The 15,403-nt window shown below is 52.0% G+C and carries 14 protein-coding genes; 13 read left to right on the forward strand and 1 reads right to left on the reverse strand.

Going from position 1 to position 15,403, the window contains the following annotated elements:
* The first annotated feature begins 1 nt into the window (after position 1).
* The 11 genes from argC (at position 2) to holA (ending at position 12,431) form a co-directional block, all read left to right on the forward strand.
* Positions 2 to 1,042 (forward strand): N-acetyl-gamma-glutamyl-phosphate reductase, encoded by a 1,041-nt coding sequence (argC, locus tag DXD92_RS02370; protein ID WP_118639973.1) that lies wholly within the window; start codon positions 2 to 4, stop codon positions 1,040 to 1,042.
* 51 nt (positions 1,043 to 1,093) lie between these two features.
* The gene (gene argJ / locus DXD92_RS02375) at positions 1,094 to 2,317 is read left to right on the forward strand and encodes a bifunctional glutamate N-acetyltransferase/amino-acid acetyltransferase ArgJ (RefSeq protein WP_118640084.1); all 1,224 of its coding nucleotides are present in this window, start codon (positions 1,094 to 1,096) and stop codon (positions 2,315 to 2,317) included.
* Positions 2,318 to 2,424: 107 nt separating this feature from the next.
* Positions 2,425 to 3,321 carry an acetylglutamate kinase gene (gene argB / locus DXD92_RS02380; protein ID WP_118640085.1) on the forward strand — a complete coding sequence of 299 codons (897 nt, stop codon included), beginning with the start codon at positions 2,425 to 2,427 and terminating at the stop codon, positions 3,319 to 3,321.
* On the forward strand, positions 3,308 to 4,498 hold the full coding sequence (locus tag DXD92_RS02385; RefSeq protein ID WP_022462205.1) for an aspartate aminotransferase family protein: 1,191 nt from the start codon (positions 3,308 to 3,310) through the stop codon (positions 4,496 to 4,498). Before argB ends, DXD92_RS02385 begins: the two co-directional genes overlap by 14 nt.
* Before the next feature lie 292 nt (positions 4,499 to 4,790).
* A complete protein-coding gene (locus tag DXD92_RS02390) occupies positions 4,791 to 5,222 on the forward strand; it encodes a DMT family transporter (protein WP_117509610.1) in 432 nt (143 codons plus the stop codon).
* Between the two features lie 113 nt (positions 5,223 to 5,335).
* Positions 5,336 to 6,040, forward strand: coding sequence for a helix-hairpin-helix domain-containing protein (locus DXD92_RS02395; RefSeq protein ID WP_118639974.1), 705 nt, complete (start codon positions 5,336 to 5,338; stop codon positions 6,038 to 6,040).
* 17 nt (positions 6,041 to 6,057) lie between these two features.
* Positions 6,058 to 6,747 carry a response regulator transcription factor gene (locus DXD92_RS02400; protein ID WP_022462209.1) on the forward strand — a complete coding sequence of 230 codons (690 nt, stop codon included), beginning with the start codon at positions 6,058 to 6,060 and terminating at the stop codon, positions 6,745 to 6,747.
* On the forward strand, positions 6,692 to 8,170 hold the full coding sequence (locus tag DXD92_RS02405) for a sensor histidine kinase (RefSeq protein WP_022462210.1): 1,479 nt from the start codon (positions 6,692 to 6,694) through the stop codon (positions 8,168 to 8,170). Before DXD92_RS02400 ends, DXD92_RS02405 begins: the two co-directional genes overlap by 56 nt.
* A 12-nt stretch (positions 8,171 to 8,182) precedes the next feature.
* A complete protein-coding gene (locus DXD92_RS02410) occupies positions 8,183 to 9,106 on the forward strand; it encodes a GerMN domain-containing protein (protein WP_055227346.1) in 924 nt (307 codons plus the stop codon).
* The gene (locus tag DXD92_RS02415; RefSeq protein ID WP_118639975.1) at positions 9,103 to 11,376 is read left to right on the forward strand and encodes a DNA internalization-related competence protein ComEC/Rec2; all 2,274 of its coding nucleotides are present in this window, start codon (positions 9,103 to 9,105) and stop codon (positions 11,374 to 11,376) included. The genes DXD92_RS02410 and DXD92_RS02415 overlap by 4 nt, the downstream gene beginning before the upstream one ends.
* A 71-nt stretch (positions 11,377 to 11,447) precedes the next feature.
* A complete protein-coding gene (gene holA / locus DXD92_RS02420) occupies positions 11,448 to 12,431 on the forward strand; it encodes a DNA polymerase III subunit delta (RefSeq protein WP_055227342.1) in 984 nt (327 codons plus the stop codon).
* A 169-nt stretch (positions 12,432 to 12,600) separates the two neighbouring features.
* On the opposite strand, the gene rpsT is transcribed toward holA, so the two are convergent.
* Positions 12,601 to 12,864, reverse strand: coding sequence for a 30S ribosomal protein S20 (gene rpsT / locus DXD92_RS02425; RefSeq protein ID WP_118639976.1), 264 nt, complete (start codon positions 12,862 to 12,864; stop codon positions 12,601 to 12,603).
* Positions 12,865 to 13,045: 181 nt separating this feature from the next.
* On the opposite strand from rpsT, the gene gpr reads away from it, so the two are divergent.
* Both gpr and DXD92_RS02435 read left to right on the forward strand, forming a co-directional pair.
* Positions 13,046 to 13,933 carry a GPR endopeptidase gene (gene gpr / locus DXD92_RS02430; RefSeq protein ID WP_118639977.1) on the forward strand — a complete coding sequence of 296 codons (888 nt, stop codon included), beginning with the start codon at positions 13,046 to 13,048 and terminating at the stop codon, positions 13,931 to 13,933.
* 23 nt (positions 13,934 to 13,956) lie between these two features.
* Entirely contained in the window at positions 13,957 to 15,363 is a 1,407-nt protein-coding gene (locus DXD92_RS02435) for a stage II sporulation protein P (protein ID WP_243002019.1), read from the forward strand.
* Positions 15,364 to 15,403: the final 40 nt, after the last annotated feature.

The raw sequence follows: 15,403 nt of genomic DNA on the forward strand, positions 1-15,403 counted from the left end.
TATGATCAGAGCAGGAATTATCGGTTCTACAGGATATGCAGGAGGCGAGCTGGTGCGTATTCTCCTGGGACACAAAGATGTGGAGATTAAATGGTATGGTTCCAGAAGCTATATCGATAAGAAATATGCGTCGGTTTACCAGAATATGTTTCAGTTAGTAGACGATGTCTGCAAGGACGACAACATGGAGCAGCTTGCAAAGGAAGTAGACGTCATTTTTACAGCAACTCCGCAGGGACTCTGTGCTTCCCTGGTAAATGATGAAATTCTTTCGAAAGTAAAGGTCATCGACCTGAGCGCCGATTTCCGTATTAAAGATGTAAAAACGTATGAAGAGTGGTACAAGATCGAGCATAAATCCCCGCAGTATATCGACGAGGCGGTTTACGGACTGTGCGAGATCAACCGTGAGAAAGTAAAACAGGCGCGCATCGTGGCAAACCCGGGATGCTATCCGACCTGCTCAACTCTTTCGATTTATCCTTTATTAAAGGAAGATCTCATTGATGGCAACACCATCATCATCGATGCAAAATCCGGAACTTCCGGAGCAGGAAGAGGAGCGAAAGTGGACAACCTCTACTGTGAGGTCAATGAAAACATCAAGGCATACGGTGTTGCCGGCCACCGCCACACACCGGAGATCGAGGAGCAGCTTTCCTATGTAGCCGGCTACCCGATCACCCTGAACTTCACCCCGCATCTTGTTCCGATGAACCGCGGCATTCTCGTAACGGCATATGCATCCCTGAAAAAAGATGTGACTTACGAAGAGGTTAAAGCCGTTTATGATAAGTATTATGCCAACGAGCAGTTTGTACGTGTTCTCGATAAGGATGTCTGCCCGCAGACGAAATGGGTCGAGGGAAGCAACTATGTGGATGTCAACTTCAAGATCGATCCGAGAACGAAACGAATCATCATGATGGGTGCGATGGACAACCTGGTCAAAGGCGCAGCAGGACAGGCGGTACAGAACATGAACCTGATGTTCGGACTGCCGGAAAACGAAGGCCTGTGCATGCCTCCGATGTTCCCGTAAAACAAAAAGACGAAACAGAAGACTTAAATGACGAAAAGCGAGGATAAGACAATGAAAAAGATCGAAGGAGGCATCACCGCTGCGAAAGGTTTTCAGGCAGCAGGCGGCGCAGCAGGAATTAAAAAACAGGGCGTAAAGGATATGGCACTCGTCTACAGCGAGGTACCGTGCGTAGCAGCAGGAACCTTTACTACGAATATCGTAAAAGCAGCCCCGGTCAAATGGGACCAGGAGATCGTATATAATCACCCGCATGCACAGGTAATTGTCTGCAACAGCGGAATCGCCAATGCATGCACCGGCGAGGAGGGCTATGGCTACTGCAGAAAAACCGCAGAGGCAGCATCAGCTGCACTTTCCATTCCAGAGGACTCCGTTCTTGTTGCATCGACCGGTGTTATCGGAAAACAGATCCCGATCGATAAGATCGCAGCCGGCGTGGAAATGCTGAAACCGCAGCTTGCAGCTACAAGAGAAGCCGCAGCTACAGCAGCACAGGCGATCATGACAACCGACACCGAGCCGAAGGAAGTTGCTGTTCAGATCGAAATCGGCGGAAAAACCGTAACGATCGGCGGCATGTGCAAGGGCTCCGGCATGATCCATCCGAATATGTGCACCATGCTGAGCTTTGTGGCAACCGATGCCAATATTTCGAAAGAGATGCTGCAGAAAGCACTGAGCGAAGTCGTACCGGACACCTACAACATGGTTTCCGTAGACGGTGATACTTCCACAAACGATACCGTTCTCCTTCTGGCAAACGGTCTTGCCGGAAACCCGGAAATTACGGAAGAAAACGAGGATTACAAGATTTTCAAAGAAGCACTCTTTGAAGTCAATAAAACACAGGCGATGCACATCGCAGGCGACGGCGAGGGCGCAACCGCACTGTTCGAAGTGACGATTCAGGGAGCCGAGAGCAAAGAGCAGGCCGTGACACTGGCAAAATCCGTCATCACATCGAGTCTGACGAAAGCGGCAATCTTCGGCCATGACGCCAACTGGGGAAGAATCCTCTGCGCGATGGGTTACTCCGGAGCAAAATTCGATCCGGAAAATGTAGATCTCTACTTTGAGAGCGCAGCCGGAAAACTGCAGATTATCACGAAAGGTGTTGCCGTTGACTACAGCGAGGAGGAGGCAACGAAGATCCTCTCCGAGCCGAAAGTAACTGCGATCGCCGACATCCACATGGGAGAGGCGACAGCAACGGCATGGGGCTGCGACCTGACCTATGACTATGTAAAAATTAATGCGGATTACCGTTCTTAAAAAACATTCGGATGAAATTCTGAGGGAATACAACGAAAACGTGCCGGGAAATCGTGTTTCCGGTACAGCAGAACCAGGAATCAAAAGAGGAGAGCGAGGAAAAAATCATGGTAAATCAGATGTATCTGGACAAAGCAAATGTGCTGATCGAGGCACTTCCTTATATTCAGCGGTTCAACCGCAAAATCATTGTCATCAAATACGGCGGAAGCGCGATGGTGGATGAAGAGCTGAAGAGAAACGTTATTCAGGACGTTGTTCTTCTGAAGCTGGTTGGATTCAAACCAATCATCGTACACGGCGGCGGAAAGGAAATCAGCCGCTGGGTCGGAAAGGTCGGCATGGAACCGAAGTTTGTCAACGGCCTTCGTGTAACGGATGCGGATACGATGGAAGTGGCAGAGATGGTGCTGAATAAGGTCAACAAAGAGCTTGTCACCATGATTCAGTCGCTCGGTGTCAACGCAGTCGGCATCAGCGGAAAAGACGGCGGTCTCTTAAACGTAGAGAAAAAGCTGTCCAAGGGAGAGGACATCGGCTTCGTTGGAAATATCAAAAATGTAAATCCGAAGGTGCTGTACGATCTTCTGGACAACGACTTCCTGCCGGTTGTCTGCCCGGTTGGCATGGACGATGATTTCAACACCTACAACATTAACGCAGACGACGCAGCCTGCGCGATCGCAGAGGCGTTAAATGCAGAAAAACTGGCATTCCTGACCGATATCGAGGGTGTATACGAAGATCCGAAGGACCCGGAGAGCCTGATTTCCGAGCTCCACGTACAGGAAGCAAGAGATCTCATCACCAACGGAAATGTCGGTGGCGGTATGATTCCAAAGCTCCAGGGCTGTATCGACGCGATTGAGAACGGTGTTTCAAGAGTCCACATCATGGACGGAAGAATCCAGCACTGCCTGCTGCTTGAGATCTTTACGAACAAAGGAATTGGTACGGCGATTTTAGGGGAAAACAAGGAGAAATTCAATCATGAAGACAAATGAGTATATGGAACAGACCGAGCAGTACGTGCTCCACACCTATAACCGGTTCCCGCTCGTGATCGACCACGGCGAGGGCGTTCATCTGTATGACACCGACGGAAAAGCATATCTGGACTTTGCAGCAGGTATCGCGGTATATGCGCTCGGCTACAGCAATGACGATTATAAAAAAGCAGTGAAAGACCAGGTGGACAAAGTCATCCATGTTTCCAACCTGTTCTACAATGTTCCGATGGGCTCCGCGGCAGAAAAGCTGGCGAAGGCATCCGGCATGGATAAAGTATTCTTTACGAACAGCGGTACGGAGTCGATCGAGGGAGCCATCAAAGTAGCGAGAAAATACGCTTACTTAAAAGACGGCAGCAACGATCACGAGATCATCGCGATGAACCATTCTTTCCATGGAAGAAGCCTTGGAGCGCTTTCTGTAACAGGAAATACGCATTATCAGGATCCGTTCAAACCGCTGATCGGCGGCATTAAATTTGCGGATTTTAATGATCTGGAGAGCGTAAAGGCACAGATTACCGACAAGACATGTGCGATCATCATGGAGACTGTACAGGGCGAGGGCGGTATCTATCCGGCAACGAAAGAATTTTTACAGGGCGTGCGCGATCTGTGTGACGAGCACGACATCCTGCTGATTCTCGACGAGATCCAGTGCGGTATGGGAAGAACGGGAAAACTGTTCGCATGGCAGGATTACGGCGTACAGCCGGATGTCATGACGTGTGCAAAAGCACTTGGCTGCGGCGTTCCGGTCGGCGCCTTCGTGCTGAATAAAAAGACGGCAGAGCATTCGCTCGTTCCGGGAGACCACGGAACGACATACGGCGGAAACCCGCTGGCCTGCGCGGCTGTCAATGCTGTATTTGAATGCTATGAGAAACAGCATGTCGTAGAGCATGTAGCAGAGACGGCTCCGTATCTGGAGAAAAAGCTGGACGAGCTGGTGGAAAAATATGACTGCCTCGCAGCACGCCGTGGAAAAGGCTTTATGCAGGGCCTTGTCGTAACGGGCCGTCCGGTCGGAGAAGTCATCAACCGCGCGATTGAGAACGGACTTCTTGTGATTTCCGCCGGAAGCGACGTTCTTCGTATGGTACCGCCGCTTGTGATTACGAAAGATGACATCGATGAGATGATTGAAAAACTGGAGAAAGCATTACAGTAATGTGGAATAGACAGCCGTCTGGTTTCCTAGGCAGGAGACCGGGCGGCTGTTTTCCTGCTGTCCCTGAGTTCTGTATAAAAACGGGGAAAAAAGGAATAGTATAAAATGTACTCTCGGGGCCTTTCTGCACTTGCTTTTACGGCCGATTTTCCGCCAGCTGCACCCAAATTTCATCAACGTACGCACTGCGTACGCCTCAGAAATTTGGGTGCAGCTGACAAAAAATCTTCTCGTAAAATCAAGCGCAGAAAGACTCCGAGAGTACATAAAAAAACAGCAGGAGGAAAAATCAATGGCGGGAATTTTAACAGCGCTGCTTTCCGGCGCACTGATGAGTATTCAGGGCGTTTTCAACACAGAGGTGACGAAACAGACGAGTACATGGCTGGCGGCCGGCTGGGTGCAGATTAGTGCGTTTGCCGTCTGTCTTGCGGCATGGTGCATCACCGGGAGGGAGCCGATCGGGGATTTGTTCCGCGTAAAGCCGTGGTATCTGCTGCTCGGCGGGGCAATTGGCGCGTTTATCACGATCACGGTTATCTGGAGTATGGCAGGGCTCGGCCCGGCGAAGGCGGCGATGCTGATCGTCATTTCCCAGCTTGCGGCGGCGTGGCTGATTGAACTGTTCGGACTTTTCGGCATGGAAAAGACAGATTTCACCGTGCGCAAGCTGCTCGGCATGGCAGTGGCAGTTGTGGGAATTGTAGTGTTTCAGTGGAAATAAAGGTACAGATTTCTACTTGTATTTTTGCGGCATCTCCGATACAATAGAAACGTAGTTATGCGTACACAAGGGACCCTTGCGCGTCAGATGCGAAGCGGAAGGGAGTACACAGCATGAAATTGAAAAAACAGCAGAACAGAGGCAGAAAACATGCAAAAATACTGGCGGCGATGCTGGTTTTTTTGCTCTGCGGATGCAACCACAGGGATACAGAATACAAACTGTCAGATAGCACAGGCGGGAGCACGGCGGAAACCGTTTTCGGGAATCAGAAGGAAGTGGATGAGGAGCAGACGGTTTCCGAAAAAAGCGCCGGAGAAACCACAGGCATTCCGGAAAAACGTGAGGCACAGGAGACAGCACCGGAAGAAACGGTGCAGGTTTATATCTGCGGTGCGGTCGCTTCCCCCGGTGTCTACACGCTGCCGGGCGGAAGCCGCGTAGTGCAGGCTGTGGAAGCGGCAGGCGGATTTCTGCCGGATGCTGAAGAAAAAATCCTCAATCTTGCACGGAAAATCGAAGACGGAGAGCAGATCACCGTCTGGACGCGCGAGGAGGCAGAAAACATGGAAATCACGGAAACGCCGCAGCAGAATACGGGCGGCACGGAGCAGGCTTCCGGTTCCGGCAAAGTCAACCTGAACACGGCCGGAAAAGAAGAACTGATGACACTCTCCGGCATCGGAGAGAGCCGTGCGGATGCCATCATCGCCTACCGCGAAGCAAACGGCCCGTTTGGTTCGATTGAGGAGATTATGAACATTGAGGGCATCAAGGAAAAGATGTTTGAAAAGATAAGGGGTTCTATCGAGGTTTAGAACAAGAAGGAGAAGAAATGGCAAAGAAAGTTCTTGTAGTTGATGATGAAAAACTGATCGTAAAAGGAATCCGCTTCAGCCTGGAGCAGGACGGCATGGAGGTTGACTGCGCATACGACGGCGAGGAAGCACTCTCCATGGCAAAAGAAAAAGAATACGATATGATCCTTCTGGATCTGATGCTGCCAAAGCTGGACGGATTGTCCGTCTGCCAGCAGATCCGTGAATTTTCCAACGTTCCGATCGTTATGCTGACCGCAAAGGGCGAGGACATGGACAAAATCCTGGGACTGGAATACGGCGCAGATGATTACATCACAAAGCCGTTCAACATTCTGGAAGTAAAAGCACGCATCAAGGCCATCATGCGCCGTGCGGCCCGCCAGGAGCCAAAAGAAGAGAAAGCAAAAGTCGTACAGGTGAAAGACCTGCGGATCGACTGCGAGAGCAGAAGAGTCTTCATCGGAGACCGCGAGATCAATCTGACTGCGAAGGAGTTCGATGTGCTCGAGCTTCTCGTCTTCAATCCGAACAAGGTGTACAGCAGAGAGAACCTGCTGAATATTGTCTGGGGCTATGAGTACCCGGGCGACGTGCGCACCGTAGATGTACATATCCGCCGTCTGCGCGAAAAGATTGAGAAAAATCCAAGTGAACCGAAGTACGTTCACACAAAGTGGGGAGTTGGTTACTATTTCCAGGCTTAAAAACAAAGAAAAATGGAAGTTTCTGCGGAGTCTGCGCTTCCGCATCACGGTGATTCTTGTGATCATCGGCATTGTACCGTGTGTGATCCTTGAGAAGAGCATCGTAAACAGCTATGAGGACCGTGCGGTATCGGTGCGCAGCATTACCGTAAAAAATCAGTGCGATATTATCTGCAACCAGCTCATCCAGCAGAATTACATGGAAGATCCTGGATCGGATGTCATCAACGGACAGCTCAGTATGCTGACAAATATCTACGGCGGCAGAATCCTGATTATCGACCAGGATTTCCGCGTCATCAAAGATACGTACGATATGGACCGCGGAAAGACGATTATCTCGCAGGAGGTCATCCAGAGCTTTCAGGGCAAGGAGACGAGCCAGTACGACCGGAAAAACAGCTATCTGGAAATGACGGTGCGGATTCAGAATACCGAGACGAAGGAGACGCTCGGCGTTATGCTCGTCAGCATTTCGACGGATGAGATCCGTGCGAATATGAAAATTCTGGAGACGAAGGGAATGACGATTCTTTCGATCATTGCGCTTCTCGTGCTGGTTTTTGGCTATCTGCTCGCGGGCATTCTGATGAAGCCGTTCCAGAAGGTCACCCGTTCCATCGAGGACATCACCGACGGCTATCTCGACGAAAGCATTTCTGTTCCGGATTACCTCGAGACAGAGCTGATCACGGACGCATTCAACAAGATGCTGACCCGCGTCCGCACGCTCGACGATTCCCGCCAGGAATTTGTTTCGAATGTCTCGCATGAGTTAAAGACGCCGCTTGCGTCCATGAAGGTTCTGGCGGATTCGCTGAACGGGCAGGAGGGCGTTCCGGTGGAACTTTATCAGGAGTTCATGCAGGATATTACCTCGGAGATCGACCGCGAAAACCAGATTATTACCGACCTTTTGTCGCTGGTCAAGATGGATAAAAAGGTGGCAGACCTCAATATCACCCAGGTCAATATCAACGAGCTGTTAGAGCAGCTGCTGAAGCGGCTTCATCCGATTGCCGCACAGAAAAATGTGGAGCTCATTCTCGACAGCTTCCGCCCGGTCAATGCGGAGGTGGATGCGACGAAGCTCTCGCTGGCGTTCTCGAACCTGATCGAAAACGGCATCAAGTACAACAACGAGAATGGATGGGTGCGTGTATCCTTAAATGCGGATCACAAATATTTCTACGTGACGGTGGCAGACTCCGGCATCGGCATCCCGGAGGAGTCGATTGCGCATATCTTCGAGCGTTTCTACCGCGTGGACAAGTCCCACTCGCGGGAAATCGGCGGAACCGGCCTTGGCCTTGCGATTGCGCGGAGCGCGATTGTCATGCACCGGGGAGCGATCCGTGTATACAGCAAAGAAAACGAGGGAACGACATTTTCCGTGCGGATTCCTCTGAATTACGTGATGTAGGAGGTGGCGCACATGAAACGGATACTTGGCGTACTGCTGGCCGGCGTGCTGCTTCTTAGCGGCTGCGGGCAGTGGCAGAAGAGCCAGAAGGAGTCGGCGTATCACCTGTACTGCCTGGACAAAACCGGCACAACACTGGTGCAGGAGCCGTATGAACCAAAAGAAGGAACGGATCAGAAACTGATCAAGGAGCTGGTTGACGCGCTGCAGGAGAAACCTGCCAAGGACGGAAACCAGGCACTTCTTTCCAATGGGATTTCCATCAAGACGTATACGCTGGAGAACGGGCTCCTTACGCTGAACTTAAGCGGAGAGTACGGAGAGCTTGCGCGGCCGCAGGAGGTTTTGGTGCGTGCAGGACTGGTGCGTACCTTTGTGCAGGTTCCGGAGGTGGAGCGCGTGACGCTTCTGATCGACGGGGATCCGTTAAAGGATTCCAAAGGACGCGAGATCGGAACGATGACGGCGGACAGCTTTCTGGAAAATTCCGGAAGGGAAATTTATCAGTATCAGTATGCGACGCTGACACTGTATTTTGCAAATGAAGCAGGCGATCATCTTGTGAAGGAGACGCGGCGGGTGCCGTACAGCACGAACATTCCGCTGGAGCGTGTCGTGGTGGAGCAGCTGATGAAGGGACCGAAAGAAGACGGCCACTATGCAGTGCTGCCGGATACGATGAATGTCTTAAGTGTCACGACATCCGATCGGATTGCCTATGTGAATTTTGACAAATCTTTTAAGGATTCTGCGCTTTCGAGTGTGGCGGAGCAGATTCCGATTTACGCGGTGGTGGATTCCATCACGGCGAACTGTAAGGTGGATAAGGTGCAGTTTTCCATCAACGGAGAGAGCGATGTAACCTTCCGTGAAACGATGAAACTCAATCAGTTCTACGAGGAAGACCTGTCTTATCTGGAGGAAAAAGATACATGAGAAAACGGCCCATGTGCCTGGCGTGTCTTGGATTCATGCTGGTGCTTGTGCTGCTGCGGATTGCGGGCGTGCCTCTTGGCACGCCTTTTTCTGACCCCAAATACGAAAACAAAGCGCAGCAGGGCAGGAAGGTGTGGATTGCAGGGACAATTGAAACGTATGAGAAAAAGAGCAGCAGCAGCGGGTATGTGCTGCGCGGGGAGGGAAGCAAAGGGAAAATTTATCTGCTCGCAAAGCGGGGAGATCTGCCGGTCGGAGCCGCTGTGCGGGTGTACGGAACTGTAAAAAAGCCGGAAAGCCCGCGCAATCCGGGGATGTTTGATGAGAAAACATATTATGAGGGAAAAGGATGTGCGTTTTACGTGATTTCGGAGCGGGAGGAAGTTGTGGATGCCGGGCGGTGGAATCTCGGCGAAGCGCTCCGGCTGGAGCGGGAGCGGTGCTGTGCCGTTTTAAAAGAAATGATGCCGGAGGAGGAGGCAGGTGTGCTTTCTGCGATGCTGCTCGGGGAACGGTCGGAACTCACGGAGGAGACGTATCTGGCGTATCAGCAGAGCGGTCTGCTGCACCTGATTTCCGTTTCCGGCATGCATCTGATGCTGCTCGGCATGGCACTCCGACGGCTGCTGATGGCGCTGCATCTGCCGAAAACTTCCGCGTCTCTGGCAGCGGCCGCCGGTATGGTGCTGTATGGCATGTTTACCGGCAGCGGAACGGCGACCGTGCGTGCAGTGGTGATGTTTGCGGTGCGGATGGGAGCTGTCGCAGTGGGAAGGACGTATGATTCCTTAAGTGCGCTCTTTCTTGCGGCAATTCTGATGCTGGCAGAAAACCCCTCGTATCTGGAGCAGAGCGGGTTCTGGCTTTCGTTTGGAGCAGTAACAGCCATTTCCGGGGTTTATCCGGTTCTGGCGGGGGAGAAGGCGGAACGGAAGAGACGCGGGGAAAAAACGGGGCTGGAAAAGCTTGCGGTGAAAGGAAAAGAGGCTGCGATGGTGTACCTTTCCCTGCAGCTTGTCATGATCCCGCTGCAGGCGTGGTATTTTTATGAGATTCCGCTCTTTGCGTTTCTGCCGAATCTGTTTGCAGGAGCTGTCATGACGGCGGTGCTGCTGACGGGTGCTGCGGGGCTTCTGGCGGGACTGGCAAGCGTGAAAGCGGGAAGTGTTGTTCTGCTTCCGGCGCGGTTCCTGCTCACACTTCTGCGGCAGATGACAGCGGCGGTCGCACAGATTCCGGGAAATGTGTGGATCTGCGGTCAGCCGGAAAAATGGCAGATGGCAGGATATGGAATCATTCTGACCGGTCTGCTGGTGATACTGTATGTGCGAAAACGAAAACGGGAGATGAATCCGGATGGGGCAAAACGAAAAGGTGCGCAGGCACGAAAGCGGGAGCGGATGCTCTTTGGTATTACCATGTTTTTTGCCTGTGTTCTGCTTTTTTACCGTCCCCGGGAAACGTTTTCCATTACAGCGCTGGACGTCGGCCAGGGCGATTCGCTGGTGGTGGAGAGCGGCCGTTTTGTGATGCTGAATGACGGCGGGAGCAGCAGTGCGTCTGCGGTCGGGGAAAAAAGGATTCTCCCATATCTGAAACAGCGCGGCATTGCCGCTCTTGATGCCGTTGTTGTCACGCACCCGGACGCAGATCACACGAACGGAATCCTCGAACTGCTGGAGCTGATCGGGGAGCAGAAAACGGCGCTTCGCATCCGCCATCTGTTCCTGCCTGTGTGGATGAAAGGAAGCGAAAAAGAAAATCCTTTTATTTTAGCCGCACAAAAAGCGGGAATTATGGTAGAATATCTAAAAAAGGGAGACGAGATCCGTGCAGGAGAACTCACCGTATCGGTACTTCATCCGGGAGCGGGCGAAGACTATACGGGAGAGGAAAACGCCGGAAGTGTTGTATTACAGCTTTCCTGCGGTGCCTGCCGCGCACTTCTGACGGGAGATCTGGAGGGAAGCGGAGAAGAAGAGGTCCTGGGGGCGGCAGAGCGGTGCCAGATTTTAAAGGTGGCGCACCACGGCTCGAGAAATTCAACGAGCGAGGCATTTCTGAACCGCATACAGCCGCAGATCAGCCTGATTTCCTGCGCGTGGCCGGGACGGTACGGCCATCCGCACCGGGAGCTGCTGGAGCGGCTTCGTGCCTGCAAAAGCCATATCTACGGAACACCGGTGGATGGAGCCGTGACAGTACAGCTGAAGCGTGACCGCCTGGCGGTTCACGGATACCGGTCGGATGTGGAATTTCCCGTCTCCTGAATGGTCAAAAGCTCCGGCTGCTGCGGCACTGCGCAAACGTGCTTCTGCCGGAACGAAAGAAAGAGGATGGAATGAAAAGCATTTTAGAAGATATCAAAACGCAGAATTTTAAGCAGGCCTACCTGCTCTACGGAGAAGAAGCCTATCTGAAGCATCAGTATAAAAACAAGCTGAAAAATGCACTGCTGCCGGAGGACGACACGATGAATTTCTCCCGCTTTGAGGGAAAAGGAACCGAGATTCCCAAAGTGATTGACCTTGCGGAGACGATGCCGTTTTTTGCGGACCGCCGTGTGATTCTGCTGGAAAATACAGGATTTTTCAAAAACAAAGCCGACGCGCTGGCAGACTACATGGGATCCCTGCCGGATTATCTGGTGCTGATCTTCGTGGAGGAGGAAGTCGATAAGCGGAACCGTATGTACAAGGCGGTGCAGAAGCAGGGAAGAGCAGTGGAATTTGCTCGTCAGGACGAAAAGACGCTGATGACCTGGGTACTCGGCATGATGAAAAAAGAGGGAAAAAAGATCACGCGCCAGGATATGGAAGATTTTCTGGAAAAGACGGGCACGGATATGGGAAATATCTCGCAGGAGCTGGAAAAACTGCTCAGCTATACGATGGGAAGAGATGTGATCACGCGGGCGGATATCGAGGCAGTCTGCACAACGCAGATTACGAACCGGATTTTCGAGATGATCCGCGCGGTAACGGAGAAGAAGCAGCGGAAAGCGCTCGATCTGTATCAGGATCTGCTGGCTTTAAAGGAGCCGCCGATGCGGATTCTCTTTCTGCTGGCACGCCAGTTCAATCTGCTGCTGCAGGTCAAAGAGCTGCTGGCAGAGCACTGCGATCAGGCGACGATCGCAAAACGGACGGGACTGCAGAGCTTCGTTGTGCGGAACTATATTCCCATGTCGCGCCAGTATGCGGCGGAGGAATTAAAAGCGGCGGTCAATGACTGCGTGCAGATGGAAGAGGACGTGAAGACGGGAAAAATTTCCGATCTGCTGAGCGTGGAGCTGCTGATTACGAAATACAGCAGGGCGGCGTAAGAGCAGAGTTTTCTAAAAAGAACAAGGCGTATCGGCCAGTTTTCCTGTACCGGTACGCCTTGTTCTGTGTTTATCAAAAGATCTGTCGCGGCGCACTCTTTTGGTAAGCATAAAAAAAGAACCCAGCCACATGACGGTATGACTAAGTTCTCTTTGGTTTATATCTTTATTATGCGATTGAGTTTACAGCTTTGCTCAGATTGGATACTTTTCTGGCAGCGTTGTTTTTATGATAAACGCCTTTAGAAGCAGCCTTGTCGATGGTAGAGATCGCATTTACTAATGCATCAGCAGCAGCCTCTTTATCGTTTGCAGCAACAGCAGCATCTACTTTTTTCATAGAAGTCTTAACTGCAGAACGGATTGCTTTGTTGCGGTCTGCCTTTGTCTGATTTACCAGGATTCTTTTCTTTGCGGATTTAATGTTAGCCAAACTGTACACCTCCAATATTTTTAAAATTAATGTGATTTAAGGGATGTTATTCAATGGAACAGACACGGGCGCTCCACTGAAACATGCTTTATTATCCTATAATATTTCGCATGTTTTGTCAATACATATTTTTGAAAAAATTGCAAAAACTACAACAAAAATACAGGAGAAGGAGAAAAGTATGATAGGAAAGTATAGGATGCGGACAGACCTGGCGATGGAGAATCAGGAAAAATTTGAGAGGGACCATGTGGAGATCTCCGGGGTCGAGATTGAGAAGAAGAAAAGAAAGGCGGAAATTCAGACAACCATTATGAAAATCACATCGGAGCAGGGTGCAAAAATGATGGGAAAGCCGAAAGGGACGTATGTGACGATCGAAGCGCCGCTGCTTTTGACGGCAGACGAGGAGGAGAGCCGGAAAGCGGCGGAGGAGTTTTCCCACTGTCTGATGGAAATGGTGCCGGAAGCGTGCGGATCCGTTCTTGTGGCCGGCCTCGGCAACCGCGGCATCACGCCGGATGCGCTCGGGCCGGAGACGGTGGAGCAGCTTAACGTTACGCGCCATCTGGTGCGCACCTACGGAAAGAAGGGCCGGGAAGTGAGTGCCCTTGCTCCCGGCGTTATGGCACAGACGGGCATGGAGGCAGTGGAAATCCTGCGCGGAACGGCAGAACAGACCCATCCAGATGTGATTCTCGCCGTGGATGCCCTTGCCGCATGCAGTATTCACCGGCTGAACTGTACGATCCAGCTTGCCGACACCGGAATCTGGCCGGGCTCGGGCGTCGGAAACCACCGCAATGCCTTAAATCAGGAGACGCTCGGCGTGCCGGTCATCGGAATCGGTGTGCCGACCGTTGTAGGGGCAGGAACGATCGTCCACGATGCCGTCGCAGGCGTTCTGGAATCGCTGGAGGAGTCCGAGATGGATGAATTTCTGGGAGAAGTCATTTCACCGGCGCTCGAAAGCCTTTACGTGACGACAAAAGAGATCGACGAGATGGTCCGCCGCCTGGCCGGGGTTCTTGCGGCAGGTATGAATCAGGCATTTTCCGGGGAACTGTAACATATCATGAATATGGTGATAATATGTGGAATGCCAGGCGAAATGGACGATGGTTCGGATGGGGATGTCTTTTCCTGTCCTGCAGTATACTGCTGTTCCGCAGTGCAGCGGTTCTCCGGAAAAATCATTTCTTAGAGGGGAAAGTTCTGCTGCAGCGGGCGGCAGCACAGGCGGAGCAGTTATCCGTGGATGTGATGATGCCGCTTCTTTTTTATGACGGAAAAGAGGACGGAAGGGGATGGATGGAAAATCTCCTCGCGGCAGTGCGGGATCAGATACCGGCGCTTCGGGAGGGAAGCACGGCAGAAAATACGCTGTCTGCCGGGACAGAAGCAGCGGAAACGGATACGGCGAAGCAGGATTCGAATCCGGGACCGGGAGCAGAAAGAGGGCAGACAGAATCGAAAGAGCAGGGAACTGAGGAAGATCAAAAGGATGGAACTCAAAAAGATGAAACTCAAAAAGATGGAATGGAAATCACGGAGCCGGAGCAGACGGAAACAGGAATCACAGAACCGGCAGCCGGAGAGTCGGCATCAACGGCAGAACCCGAAGCGCCGCAGTCTGTCCCGGAGGAGACCATCGAAACCGGCGGCGCACCGCGTGAGATTCTCTACCCGGAGGCCGACACGATTCAGGAGACAATTTCCCCTGACCTTCTTGCTGACCCGCAGGCGCTCCTGAACCGCTTCTTCGTTGTCGATCCCAACACTTCGGTCCTGCCGGGCGAGATCGACGGCAGCACCCTGCTCGGAAAAGACCTGACCCTGCCGGAAAATGCCGAAGGCCCGCAGATTCTGATCTATCATACCCATTCGCAGGAAACCTTCGCCGATTCCCGTCCGGGAGAAAGAGCGGACACGGTAATCGGCCTCGGTGATGATCTGCAGGAGCTTCTGGAAAAGCAGTACGGATACGAAGTGCTTCATATTACAGAGGCATTTGACATGAAAGAAGGCTGTCTCGAGCGGAGCCGCGCCTACAACTACGCGGAGCCGGTCATCGCAGCGGCGCTGGAAGAACACCCGTCCATTCAGGTCGTGATCGACCTGCACCGGGACGGGGTCAATGGTTCAAAACGTCTTGTGACAGAAATCAACGGAAAGCCGACCGCGCAGATCATGTTTTTCAACGGCCTTTCCCGCACGAAAGAAAGCGGCGAACTGACAAGCCTGCCCAATCCGTATCAGGCGGAAAACCTTGCATTTTCCTTTCAGATGGAGTATGAGGCAAAACAGTATTATCCCGGCTTTTCACGCTGTATCTATTTAAAAGGCTACCGCTACAACCTCCATCTCCGCCCGAGATCTGTTCTTCTCGAGGTTGGTGCGCAGACGAATACGGTCGAGGAGGTGAAAAATGCAATGGGGCCGTTTGCGGATATCCTGCATAAGGTTCTGTCGGGCAAAAGTCCGGCATCAGGCGGATAAATTTATCTTGCTTTTTTGAGTGGAATTTCGTATCATACAA

The organism is Blautia sp. TM10-2 (genome assembly GCF_003480845.1).
Classification (GTDB): Bacteria; Bacillota; Clostridia; order Lachnospirales; family Lachnospiraceae; genus Fusicatenibacter; species Fusicatenibacter saccharivorans.

Bases quoted from the DNA above. Each gene is read 5' to 3' on its own strand.
- DXD92_RS02385 (WP_022462205.1), top strand. From the start codon at position 3,308: ATGAAGACAAATGAGTATATGGAACAGACCGAGCAGTACGTGCTCCAC.
- DXD92_RS02390 (WP_117509610.1), top strand. From the start codon at position 4,791: ATGGCGGGAATTTTAACAGCGCTGCTTTCCGGCGCACTGATGAGTATT.
- argJ (WP_118640084.1), top strand. From the start codon at position 1,094: ATGAAAAAGATCGAAGGAGGCATCACCGCTGCGAAAGGTTTTCAGGCA.
- DXD92_RS02400 (WP_022462209.1), top strand. From the start codon at position 6,058: ATGGCAAAGAAAGTTCTTGTAGTTGATGATGAAAAACTGATCGTAAAA.
- DXD92_RS02410 (WP_055227346.1), top strand. From the start codon at position 8,183: ATGAAACGGATACTTGGCGTACTGCTGGCCGGCGTGCTGCTTCTTAGC.
- DXD92_RS02415 (WP_118639975.1), top strand. From the start codon at position 9,103: ATGAGAAAACGGCCCATGTGCCTGGCGTGTCTTGGATTCATGCTGGTG.
- argB (WP_118640085.1), top strand. From the start codon at position 2,425: ATGGTAAATCAGATGTATCTGGACAAAGCAAATGTGCTGATCGAGGCA.
- DXD92_RS02435 (WP_243002019.1), top strand. From the start codon at position 13,957: ATGTGGAATGCCAGGCGAAATGGACGATGGTTCGGATGGGGATGTCTT.
- gpr (WP_118639977.1), top strand. From the start codon at position 13,046: ATGATAGGAAAGTATAGGATGCGGACAGACCTGGCGATGGAGAATCAG.
- argC (WP_118639973.1), top strand. From the start codon at position 2: ATGATCAGAGCAGGAATTATCGGTTCTACAGGATATGCAGGAGGCGAG.
- holA (WP_055227342.1), top strand. From the start codon at position 11,448: ATGAAAAGCATTTTAGAAGATATCAAAACGCAGAATTTTAAGCAGGCC.
- DXD92_RS02395 (WP_118639974.1), top strand. From the start codon at position 5,336: ATGAAATTGAAAAAACAGCAGAACAGAGGCAGAAAACATGCAAAAATA.